This window comes from Siccirubricoccus deserti (assembly GCF_014283215.1).
GTDB classification, from domain to species: domain Bacteria; phylum Pseudomonadota; class Alphaproteobacteria; order Acetobacterales; family Acetobacteraceae; genus Siccirubricoccus; species Siccirubricoccus deserti.
Map to the genome: position 1 here is coordinate 53,352 of NZ_JACOMF010000031.1, position 10,685 is coordinate 64,036.

Below are 10,685 nucleotides of genomic sequence, written 5' to 3' on the forward strand. Positions count from 1 at the left end.
CGGTGGATCAGGCCGCCGCGGCCTCCCAGCCGATGGCGCGGCGCAGGAAGGCGGCGCCGAGGGCGGCGAAGCCGGCCACTTCCGCATTGTCCTTGCCGTAGCCATGGCCGCCGGCGGCAGGCTCGTGGAACAGTGCCGGGTAGCCCATGGCCTGCAGCTTGGCCGCCATCTTGCGGGCGTGGCCCGGATGCACGCGATCGTCGCGGCGGGTGGTGGCCAGCAGGATGGGTGGGTAGCGCCGCCCCGGCTCGGCCGTGTGGTAGGCCGAGAGGTGCTGCAGGAAAGCCCAGTCTTCCGGCCTGTCCGGGTCGCCGTATTCGGCGATCCAGCTCGCTCCGGCCAACAGCTTGCTGTAGCGCCGCATGTCGATCAGCGGGATGGTGCAGAAGAGCGCGCCGAAGCGCTCGTGGTAGCGGGTCAGCATGTTGGCGATCAGCAGCCCGCCATTCGAGCCGCCCTCCGCCGCGATGCGCCGCGGCTGGGTGACGCCGCGCCGCACCAGATCGGCGGCCACGGCGGCGAAGTCGTCATGCGAGAGGCGCTTGCCCTCCCGGCGTCCCGCCTCGTGCCAGCGCGTGCCGAACTCGCCGCCGCCGCGGATGTTGGCGACGACGGTGGTGCCGCCGCGCTCCAGCCAGAGCTTGCCGATGATGCTCTGGTAGTGGGGCAGGCTGGGCACCCGGAAGCCGCCATAGCCGGTGAGGTGCACCGGGGCCTCGCCGCCGGCCTCCCCCGCCGGGCCGGTCTGCACATAGGGGATGCGCTCCCCATCCACCGAGACCGCCTCATGCTGCGTCACGACCAGGCCGCTGGCGTCGAAGGTCGGCGAGGACTGCCGCAGCAGCGCGGGCGCCGCGAGCGCCGTGCTGGTCAGCAGCAGGCTGGCGGGGGTGATGGGATCCTGCACCTGGGCGAGCAGCGTGCCATCGGACTCCTCCGCCACCGCATCCAACGGCCAGAGATGCGCGACACCGTGCCGTGGCAGACCTTGCAGCTCCGCCGAAGTCCAGGCTTCCTCGCCCGGGGTGAAGACGGTGAAGACCGGCCGCAACTCGTCGAGCACCGAGACCACCAGCCGCCCGTTGCACCAGAAGAATCCCTGCAGCGCGCGGCGCTCGCCGGGGGCAAAGAGCAGCCGGAAGCGCCGGTCGCCCGCCAGGAAAGCATCGAAGCCGATGCCGAGCAGGCTGTCGGGCGCATGGGTGGTGCCGTCCAGCGTCCAGGGGCTGCGTGGCTGCACCGCGAGCCAGCCCTGCTGCCACACGTATTCCGCATCGCTCGGCAGGTCGATGCGCTGCTTCGGGCCGGTGCGGTCGCCGATATGGACAGCGGCGTCGTAGAAGCCGATCCGGTCGATGAAGACCAGCCGCCCCGGCGCCTCGCGGTCGACGTCGCCTCCCGCCGCCATATGTCCCGGATCGCAGCCGAACAGCACCGGCGCCGCGGCCGGGTCGGCGCCACGGGACCAGAGCCGCACGCTGCGGGCATAGCCGGAGCGCGTCGCCATGCCTTCGCCGAAGGCGGAGGAGAGCAGCAGCGTGTCGCGGTCCACCCAGTCGACGCCACCCTTGGCCTCGGGCAGGGCGAAGCCGTCCGCGACAAACTGCCGGGTGGCGAGATCGAACTCCCGCAGCACCACCGCATCGCCGCCGCCGCGGGAGAGGCGGAGCACGGCCAGATCATGGGTGCCGGGCAAGGTGGTGGCGCCCTGCCAGACCCAATCCTCGCCCTCCGCCCGCGCCAGGGTGTCGAGGTCGAGCAGCACGTCCCACTCCGGCGCCGGGCGGCGGTAGGAGTCGAGGGTGGTGCGCCGCCAGACCCCGCGCGGCTGCGCCGCGTCCTGCCAGAAATTATACAGGAAGGGCCCGCGACGGGTGACGAAAGGCAGCTTGTCCGGCCGGTCCAGCGCGGCCTTCACCGAGGCCCGATCGGCCTCGAACCGGGCATCGGCGAGGCGCGCCAGGGTGGCGGCGTTCTGCCCCTTGACCCAGGCGAGGGCGCGTTCGCCCGCCACCTCCTCCAGCCAGAGCCAGGGGTCGTCATCGGGCGCGGCGAGGGTCGGACGCGGATCGGCGGGGCTGGGCATGTCCCGCCTTTTACAGGCCAGGCCGGCTTCTGGCGACGCGCGTATGGCGATGAGGTCCGCCTCCGCCGGAAGGCGGCACGTGGCGGCTTTCTCCATACCAGCGGCCGCCCCGGGCCGGCAGCCTACCGCGCCCGCGGACCCTTGCCGGCTGCCGACCCCTGACCCAGCATGACCGCCATCGCAAAGGGGAACGTCCAATGACAGAAAGCACTACGACCGCCGGCTGGATGCCACGGCGACGTGCGTTGCTCGCGGCCACCGGCCTGCTCGCCCTGCCGGCGCCGACGCTGGCCCAGGCGACGCGCTTCCCGGATCGGCCGATCGAGATCATCGTCGGCTTTACCGCCGGCGGCGGCACCGACCTCGACGCGCGCAGCTATGCCCGGGCACTGGAACAGCGCCTCGGCGGCACCGTCGTCGTCAGCAACCGCCCCGGTGCGGGGGGCGAACTCGCGCTTGGCGTCGTTGCCCGGGCGCGGCCCGACGGGCACACGATTGGCTTCACGAATTTCCCGGGCATCCTGACCATCCCGATCGAGCGCCAGGCGCAGTTCAAGCTGGCTGACTTCGCGCCGCTGGCCAACATCGTGACCGACCCCTCGGCGATAACGACCCATGTCGACAGCCCGTACAGGACGCTTGGCGACGTTATCGAAAAGGCCAAGGCGGCGCCGGGCACCATCACCTACGCGTCGCCCGGTGTCGGGACGGATGACCACATGCAGCTCGTGCTGCTGGAGCAGGCGGCGGGCATCCGGCTCAGCCATGTGGTCTACCAGGGTGATCCGGGCCTGCGGACGGCGCTGCTGGGGCGGCAGGTGGACCTGATCGGACTCAACCTCGGCGCCGTCACCGCGGCACCGGAGAAGATGCGCCTGATCGCCCAGGGCGGTGCAACGCGCAGCCGCTTCCAGCCCGAGGTGCCGACGCTGAAGGAACTGGGCTTCCCGGTGGAGATGGCTTCGGAACGCGGCCTGGTGCTGCCCGCCGGGACGCCGCCGGCCATCCTGGCCCGGCTGCGCGAGGCAACCGCCGACATCGCCAGGGATCCCGACTTCATCCGCCAGGTCGAGGGGCGCTTCACCGTGCCGCTTTACGAGGAGGGCGCGGCCTGGTTCGACCGGCTCCGCCGCGAGGAGGCGCGCTTCCGCGAGATCTGGCAGCGCACGCCCTGGAAGGAGCAATAGGGGGCATGGCGCCATGACCTGCGCCCCTGATCTGGCTCCGGGTTCTGAGGCGTAGAGTCAGCCTCCTGGAGCGGATCGGCGAGGGGCGTGCGACCGCCCTGCAAACAGCAGGCTACGGCGGAGCAGCCTTCAGACATGAACGCGATTCGCGGTAGAGATCGCCGCGATACCCGGTAGGCGCTTGGTGCCGGAGCAGATCATCGGGGGGCTGCGGCAGGCTGCCCGCGCCACGTAGTGGCAAGGTCCGCCGGCGGCGTGTCGGAGCGCCGCCGCCGGCGCGCCTGTCAGGCCCAAGTTGCACGATCCTGGCGCATCATGGGAGGCGCCCCGTTCTTCCGTTCGTCCTGTTGAAAATTCTTGAATGTCCGCGGTGACAACCACCGCTCAGATCGCTGCCCCTGGCAATTCCTCCAGCGGCCACCGCGGCCGCGGCGCATGGCCCAGTGCATCGGTCAGCCCGAGCCGCAGTCGTTCCAGGCCCGCCCAGGCCACCATCACCGCATTATCCGTGCACAGCCGCAGCGGCGGCGCGACCAGCGGCAGCCCGTGCCGCGCCGCCGCCGCGCCCAGCGCGTGCCGCACCGCCGCATTCGCCGCCACGCCGCCGGCCACCACCAGCGCCGTCGCCCCCGGCAGCATCGCCAGCGCATGCCCCGCCCGGTCCGCCAGCACCGCCGCCGCCGCGGCCTGGAAGCCGGCGGCGAGATCGGCCTTGTCGGTCTCGGTCGGCGCCCCGCCCGGCAGCCGGGCCACCGCATTGGCCACCGCCGTCTTCAACCCGCTGAAGGAGAAATCGCAGCCCGGCCGCCCGAGCAGCGGCCGTGGCAGGGCGAAGCGCGCCGCATCCCCCGCCGCCGCCAACCGCTCCAGCGCCGGCCCGCCCGGCCAGGGCAGGCCGAGCAGCTTCGCCGCCTTGTCGAAGGCCTCGCCCACCGCATCGTCCAGCGTGGTGCCGAGCCGGCGGTAGCGCCCCACCGCCTCCACCGCCACGCATTGGCAATGCCCGCCGGAGATCAGCAGCAGCAGGTAGGGGAAACGCGCACCGCCGGGCACCAGCCCCGGCAGGGTAGCGGTCAGCGCATGCGCCTCCAGATGATTCACCGCGACGAAGGGCAGCCTGTGCGCCAGGGCGATACCCTTGCCGAGGGAGGCGCCGACGATCAGCCCGCCGATCAGCCCGGGGCCGGAGGTGGCGGCGATGCCGGCGAGGTCAGCAAAGCCCAGCCCGGCCTCCGCAATCACCTGCGCGGCCAGCCTCGGCAGGTGCTCCAGATGGGCGCGGGCGGCGATCTCCGGCACCACCCCGCCGTAGAGGGAATGCTCGCGCAGCTGGCTCAGCACCGCCTCGGCCAGGATGGTGCCGTCGGCGCGCAGCACCGCGGCGGCGGTCTCGTCGCAGCTCGATTCCAGCCCGAGCACCGCTGCCTTCGGATCCATGCCGGCTTCCTCGATCGCCAAGTCGGTTCTAAGACCACGGCATGCGTCCCGGCCACCCCCTGTCCCGCCGCACGCGTCTTGGCTGAGCCGGGCGTATTGATCACCCGGCCGGAGCCGGGGGCGGCGGAGACCGCACAGCGCGTCGCCGCGCTCGGCTGGCGGCCGCTGCTGGCGCCGGCGCTGGTGCTGGCGTCGCGGCCTTTCACCATGCCTCCCGCCGCCCAGGCCCTGCTGCTGCCCAGCCGCGCTGCCGCGCGCAGCCTGGTGCCGGACGCCTTCCGGGCCGGGATGCCGGTGCTGGCGGTCGGCGAGGCGACCGCGGCCGAGGTCCGATCTCGCGGGTTTGTGAATGTCGTGGCGGCCGATGGCGACGCCGCCTCCCTCGCCAGGCTGGCCGCAGCGACCCTCGACCCCGCCGCCGGACCGCTGCTTCTGGCGGTCGGTGCCGGCTATGGGCAGGAGCTGGCGCGGGCCCTTCGCGTGCTGGGCTTCCGGGTCACCCGGCGGATCGCCTATGCGGCGAAGCCGGCGGCGACGCTGCCCGAAGCGGCGCGGCTTGCGCTCGATCAGGGTGAGGTCGTTGCTGCCCTGTTCTTCTCGCCGCGTTCGGCGAGCTGTGCCATCTCCCTGCTCCGCACGGCTGGGCTGGCCGCAACTGCCACATCGATGGTGGCGTTGGCGATCAGCGCCCGGGTTGCCGAAGCGGCGGTCCAGACGCTCGCACCCCTGACATGGCGCGCAGTGCGGTCTGCCGAGCGGCCGGACCAGGACTCGCTGTTGCAACTGCTCGGCCCCAGGTAGACCACACCATGAGCGATACTCCCGACCCCACCCCCGCCCAGGCAGCCGCGCCGCCTGCCCGCAACTCGCCGGTCGCCCCGCCCGGTCCCCGTCGGCTGGATCCCGCTGCGGTGATGATCGGCGTCGGCGGTGTGGTGCTTCTGCTGGCGCTGTGGTGGCTGCTGGTGACGCCGCGCTCCACCGCCGATGGCGGGGTCGATCCGGTCCGCTTCGCCCGGGTCGAGGAGCGGCTGGCGGCGCTGGAAGGGGTGCGTGGCGACATCGGCGCGCTGAACGGCCGGGTGCAGCAGCTTATGGCGCTGGAAGGCCGGATGAAGACACTCGAGGACCGGCCGGCGCCGCCCGATATCCGCCCGCTCGAGGCCCAGGTGACCAACCTTAGCGAGCGCGCCGCCGCGGCCGAGCGCGGCGCCGCCCAGGCGGCCGACCGCGCCGCGGCGAATGAGCGCCGGCTGCAGGAGCTGGAGGCCCGCCCGGTGATCGACCCGGCGAAGCTGGCGCCGCGCGAGGCGGTGGACGCGCTCTCCGGCCGGGCCGACCGGCTGGCCGAACGGATCGAGGCCCAGGCTGCCCGTGCCGAGACGCAGGAGGCCGAGCAGGCCCGCCGGCTTCAGGAAGCGGCACGCCAGGCCGAGCAGCGCGAGGCCGCCGCCGGCCAGCAGGCGCAACAGCGGCTGGCGGCGCTGGAGCAGGGCGTGCAGCAGCGGCTGGCGGCGCTGGACGCACAACTCGGCCAGCGGATCGCGGCGTTGGAGCAGGCGCAGCAGCGGCTGGCGGCGATCGAGGGACGCACCGCCCGCCTTGCCGCGGTGGATGCGCTGCGGGCAAGCCTTGTCGCGGGGCAGCCGCTCGGCGAGGCGCTGGGGCGGATCGACCAGGCGCCGCCGGCGCTGGCGCGCTTCGCTGCGGTGCCGCCGCCCACCGAGGCATCGCTTCGCCTGTCCTTCGAGGAAGCGGCGCAGGCGGCCCGCGCCGCCTCCGACGCGGCGATGCAGCCGGATGGCAGCCGCGCCGGGGTGGTGGACAGCGCATTGTCGCGGCTCGGCGGCCTCGTCACCATCCGTCGTGGCGATCAGGTGGTGTGGGGCGATGCGGCGGAGGCGGAGATCGAGCGCGCCCGCCGCGCGCTGGAAGCGGGGGATGTGGAGATGAGCCTGCTGCACCTGGAGAAGCTGCCGCCGCCGGCGCGGGCGGCGATGCAGCCCTGGGCCGATCAGGCGCGGGCGCTGCTGGCGGCGCGCGCCGCGCTGCGCCAGCTGGCGGCGGGCTGAGCCGATGCGTCGTGCCATCACGATCCTGCTGCTGCTCGGGCTTGGCGTCGCATTGGCGCTATGGCTGGCCGAGGTCGGCGGCACGGTGGAGATCAAGGTCGGCGATGCCTGGATCGGCACCAGCTTCCCGGTCGCGCTGTTGATCCTGGTGCTGGCCTTCTTGGTGCTGCACGGGGTGCTGAGCGGCATTTCCGCGCTGCGCCGCTGGCCGGAGCGGATCCGGGCTCGCCGCGCCGCTCGCCGCCGGGCGGACGGCGATGCGGCGGTGACCCGGGTGCTGGTGGCGCTGGCCGCCGGCACTGCCGATGCGGCACGGCTGGAGGTGCGCAAGGCCCGCAATCTGCTGGGCGACACGCCGCAGACCTTGCTGCTGGCCGCCGAGGCGGAGCGCGCCTCCGGCCGCGAGGAGGCCGCCGCCGAAGTGTTCCGCGCCCTGGCGAGCCGCGAGGATTCCCGCTTCCTCGGCCTGCGCGGCCTGCTGCGCCAGGCGATGCAGAAGGGTGATTGGGACGCCGCCCTGGCGCTGGCGAAGGAGGCCGAGGCGGTGCAGCCCGGCGCGTCCTGGCTGCGGGAGGAGCGGGAGCAGCTCGCGGTGCAGACCCGCAATTGGCGGGAGGCCCTGGCGCTGGCCCCGCCGGAGACACCGAAAGCCGCCCTGGCCCTGGCCGCCGCGACGCAGGAGCCGGATCCGGCCAAGGCGGCCGAGCTGGAGCGCCAGGCCTTCCAGGCCGACCACGGTTTCGCCCCGGCGGCGCTGGCGCATGCCCGCCGGCTGGAAGCGGCCGGCAGCCCGCGCCGTGCCCGCAGCGTGCTGGAGGAGGCCTGGGCGGCCAGGCCGCACCCCGACCTCGCCGAGCCCTACATGGCCGGGGAAGCCGACCCGCTGATGCGGGTGAAAAGCGTGGAGGCACTGATCCGCCGCAACCCGAACGACCCCGAGAGCCGGGTGCTGCTGGCCCGCACCGCGCTGCGCGCCGGGCTGACCGGACGGGCACGCAGCACGCTGGAGGCGCTGGTGAGTTCCGGCGCGGCCGATCGCCGCGCCTACCTGTTGCTGGCTGAGCTTGAGGAGGCCGAACACGGCGAGACGGCCGAGGCCCGGGCGGCGCAGGCCCGCTGGCTGCGCGAGGCGGCCTCGGCCCCGCCGGAGCCGGGCTGGCGCTGTGGGCATTGCGGCGCCGACCAGCCAGGCTGGGCGCCGGTGTGCAGCGCCTGCGACACGGTGGGGCAGGTCAATTGGACGGCAGCGACGCAGCCGCCCCCGCCACGGGTGGCGGTGGCGCACGGACGGCCTGATGCGACGGTGGAGAGTGTTGCCCTGGGCCGGGCGGGCGTGTATCCAGCCCGCGCCTGGACTGCCGACATAGCTCAGCGGTAGAGCAACTGATTCGTAATCAGTAGGTCCCCGGTTCAATCCCGGGTGTCGGCACCAGTCTTTTTAAGGCGTTAGGCAGATCCACTGGCTGTATCTGGTTTGCTGACCGGACATTGACCGGACATACAGTTCGATTTGGCATCTGCGAGAAATTTGCCGCACGAGAACGCCTAGCCCTTTTCACGGGACCGATTACAGAAGCGGCCCCCACTCGCAGTACGCCAGTATGCTCAGCGACGCGCTTGTTGCCGCCGCTTCAGAACAGGCGGAATGATCCGGCATCCCGGCCCCGCGCAGATGCATGGTGTCATAGCCGTTGCCTGCCGCGCTGCTTGGTAGCTTGTGTACAGTCAGCGCGGCGGTCACCGGAACGGTGGCACTACAACTGGCGCCACCCGCGGCGCCGGGGCCACATAGATGGTCTGAGGCTGCGGCACCGGGGGCGGTTGCCACCGCGGCCTAGAGGCTTCCATGGCGCCCTGTAGAGCGGCGCCATCCATCAGCTTGCCCAGCATGCGCTCCGAACACCCGAGGTGTTCTGGGGAGCCGCGGGCGTATCCGAGCTCAGCGCAAATGGCCGACGCCTCTTGAGCTGGCGTCGGGGGCGGCACGCGGGGCCGTGGCGCGCACGAAGCTAATACTACAGCTACAAGGGCAATCCGCGTGACCGCCTGTCTTGCTCTTGCGCGGGAGTAGGTTACATCCACCGCGGGTGATCCTCTTCCGGTCCCGGAACTTATTTCTATTCCACCGGCAGGTCCACGCCTCAAAATCCCTACTCACAGCCCGTTTTGAAAGTCTTGGTGCGGCAACGCTGCCGAAGGAGGCGGCTAGGTCATCAAGCCATCCGGTTCACCGATCCAAGACACCGCGAGATCGCGTGTCCGACCGGCCGACGGGATCATCTTGGGGGCTATTTCGCCCTTGAATGTGCGAGCGAGCGGGGATGCACTGGGCCGAGGAGGATCATCCATGCTCACGCTCTACTACTCGCCCGGCTCGTCCTCGATGGCCGCGCACATCGCCCTGGAGGAGGCCGGCGCGGAATACGAGACTCACCTCGTCAACGAGAAGGCGGGTGAGCAAAGGACGGAGGCGTACCTGCAGGTCAACCCGCGTGGCAAAGTCCCCGCCCTGCGCCTCGCCGACGGCTCCGTGCTGGTCGAGAACGTCGCCATCCAGACCTACGTTGCCCGCACCCACCCGGGGGCGAAGCTGCTGCCGGCCGATGCCGAGGGCGAGGCCCGCGCCCTCTCGCTGATGGCCTTCTTCGCCTCGGCCGTCCACCCGGCCTTCGCGCATTTCTGGGCGCCCGCCCGCTTCACCGACGAGCCCTCCGGCGAGGACGGGATCAGGGCGAAGGGGCTGGCGACCTTCCACGGGCACTGCCGCGAGATCGACGCCATGCTCGCGGGCCGGGAGTGGTTCCTCGGCGACCGCTTCTCGACGGTGGACTGCTACGGCGTCGTCCTCTGGCGCTGGGGCGTGCGCGCCGGCCTGCCGATGCATGACCTGCCGAACTTCACCGCCCACAGGGATCGCATGCTCGCCCGCCCCGCCGTGCAACGGGTGCTGGGACGGGAGGGCGTAAGTCTCGGCTGAAAGGCGGCTTTCAAAACGGGCATTGAGGAAGGCTGCGGTGACACCACCCGCTTCGGCTTTTGCTTGTCCAGCCGAACCCTTGGGATGCAGGCTGACCGTCCCCGCGAGGGGATTTGAGGAGATACATGATGTCCGACAAAGAAGGCACGTTGTCCGTAATTAGCCCCGACGATGCTAATGGGCTTGCCATACTCACCGAGACGGAAGTGGCAGCAGTTTCAGGGGGGCAATTCGGAGTTGGACGTGGGATTGCTTCTGGACGCGCAGAAAGTGAGCTGACCGCCTCTACCCTCAAGGGCGACTGGTCCGCTGGTGCCCACAAGGTCGGGGTGACCTAGCCCGTCCCCACAAGGATAATCTGAGACCCCGTTTGCGAAGGGGTGAGAGCACTGGGTTGACGGGCTGATCCTGGCCTCTCGGGCGGCGTTGCGGGCGGTTTCCTGCCTGGAGACCGCCATGTGGACGCCGGCCGATCGCGCACTAGTTGGGGACTTTGGCTCCGGCCAAGCCCTGACAGATGACCAGTTCCGGTTGCTTGAGCCGCTGATCCCGCCCGCCAAGTCGGGCGGGCGGCCGCGCAGGACGGACATCCGGAACCTGCTGGATGGGCTCTTTTACCTCGTGCGCACCGGCTTCCAGTGGCGGCATCTACCACCGCCTCCGGCCTTCCCCCCGTGGCGTACGGTGTATGGTTGCCTGCGCGCTTTCCTGCGGGACGGCGTGTGGGAGAGCATCCGCCACCATTTTCTGGTCACGCTGCGCGAGGGTGCTGGGCGGGAGGCCAGCCCCACGGCTGCGATCGTCTATACCCAGAGCGCGATTGACCTTCCCCCCTGCCTGGGATCCATCTGTGATGAGAGAGTTGGCCTCCTTGGAAGGGGGCAGTGATGCCAAGGAAGCGTCACACGGCGGAGCAGATCATCGGG

Annotated in this window: 9 protein-coding genes and 1 tRNA gene; 8 read left to right on the plus strand and 2 right to left on the minus strand. The window is 71.6% G+C overall.

The genetic code is table 11. The annotated features are described in order from the left end of the window. Positions 1-7: 7 nt before the first annotated feature. A complete protein-coding gene (locus tag H7965_RS20120) occupies positions 8-2,086 on the minus strand; it encodes a prolyl oligopeptidase family serine peptidase (RefSeq protein ID WP_186772381.1) in 2,079 nt (692 codons plus the stop codon). 197 nt (positions 2,087-2,283) lie between these two features. Between H7965_RS20120 and H7965_RS20125 the strand changes: the two genes are divergently transcribed. Further along, on the plus strand, positions 2,284-3,273 hold the full coding sequence (locus H7965_RS20125; protein WP_186772382.1) for a tripartite tricarboxylate transporter substrate binding protein: 990 nt from the start codon (positions 2,284-2,286) through the stop codon (positions 3,271-3,273). Between the two features lie 384 nt (positions 3,274-3,657). Here H7965_RS20125 and tsaD read toward each other — a convergent pair whose 3' ends face one another. Next, positions 3,658-4,710, minus strand: coding sequence for a tRNA (adenosine(37)-N6)-threonylcarbamoyltransferase complex transferase subunit TsaD (gene tsaD / locus H7965_RS20130; protein WP_186772383.1), 1,053 nt, complete (start codon positions 4,708-4,710; stop codon positions 3,658-3,660). Positions 4,711-4,788: 78 nt separating this feature from the next. Between tsaD and H7965_RS20135 the strand changes: the two genes are divergently transcribed. The 7 genes from H7965_RS20135 (at position 4,789) to H7965_RS20165 (ending at position 10,647) form a co-directional block, all read left to right on the plus strand. After that, positions 4,789-5,511 carry a uroporphyrinogen-III synthase gene (locus H7965_RS20135; RefSeq protein ID WP_186772384.1) on the plus strand — a complete coding sequence of 241 codons (723 nt, stop codon included), beginning with the start codon at positions 4,789-4,791 and terminating at the stop codon, positions 5,509-5,511. 8 nt (positions 5,512-5,519) lie between these two features. Beyond that, complete coding sequence (locus H7965_RS20140; protein ID WP_186772385.1) at positions 5,520-6,782, plus strand: hypothetical protein; 1,263 nt, start codon at positions 5,520-5,522, stop codon at positions 6,780-6,782. 4 nt (positions 6,783-6,786) lie between these two features. After that, positions 6,787-8,160 carry a heme biosynthesis HemY N-terminal domain-containing protein gene (locus H7965_RS20145; RefSeq protein WP_186772386.1) on the plus strand — a complete coding sequence of 458 codons (1,374 nt, stop codon included), beginning with the start codon at positions 6,787-6,789 and terminating at the stop codon, positions 8,158-8,160. After that, positions 8,140-8,214, plus strand: a tRNA-Thr gene (locus H7965_RS20150). The genes H7965_RS20145 and H7965_RS20150 overlap by 21 nt, the downstream gene beginning before the upstream one ends. A gap of 915 nt (positions 8,215-9,129) precedes the next feature. Beyond that, complete coding sequence (locus tag H7965_RS20155) at positions 9,130-9,759, plus strand: glutathione S-transferase family protein (protein ID WP_186772387.1); 630 nt, start codon at positions 9,130-9,132, stop codon at positions 9,757-9,759. 128 nt (positions 9,760-9,887) lie between these two features. Beyond that, complete coding sequence (locus tag H7965_RS20160) at positions 9,888-10,097, plus strand: hypothetical protein (RefSeq protein WP_186772388.1); 210 nt, start codon at positions 9,888-9,890, stop codon at positions 10,095-10,097. Positions 10,098-10,215: 118 nt separating this feature from the next. Then, complete coding sequence (locus H7965_RS20165; protein WP_186772389.1) at positions 10,216-10,647, plus strand: transposase; 432 nt, start codon at positions 10,216-10,218, stop codon at positions 10,645-10,647. The last annotated feature ends 38 nt before the right edge of the window (positions 10,648-10,685 follow it).

Bases quoted from the DNA above. Each gene is read 5' to 3' on its own strand.
- H7965_RS20120 (WP_186772381.1), bottom strand. From the start codon at position 2,086: ATGCCCAGCCCCGCCGATCCGCGTCCGACCCTCGCCGCGCCCGATGAC.
- H7965_RS20125 (WP_186772382.1), top strand. From the start codon at position 2,284: ATGACAGAAAGCACTACGACCGCCGGCTGGATGCCACGGCGACGTGCG.
- tsaD (WP_186772383.1), bottom strand. From the start codon at position 4,710: ATGGATCCGAAGGCAGCGGTGCTCGGGCTGGAATCGAGCTGCGACGAG.
- H7965_RS20140 (WP_186772385.1), top strand. From the start codon at position 5,520: ATGAGCGATACTCCCGACCCCACCCCCGCCCAGGCAGCCGCGCCGCCT.
- H7965_RS20145 (WP_186772386.1), top strand. From the start codon at position 6,787: ATGCGTCGTGCCATCACGATCCTGCTGCTGCTCGGGCTTGGCGTCGCA.
- H7965_RS20155 (WP_186772387.1), top strand. From the start codon at position 9,130: ATGCTCACGCTCTACTACTCGCCCGGCTCGTCCTCGATGGCCGCGCAC.
- H7965_RS20160 (WP_186772388.1), top strand. From the start codon at position 9,888: ATGTCCGACAAAGAAGGCACGTTGTCCGTAATTAGCCCCGACGATGCT.
- H7965_RS20165 (WP_186772389.1), top strand. From the start codon at position 10,216: ATGTGGACGCCGGCCGATCGCGCACTAGTTGGGGACTTTGGCTCCGGC.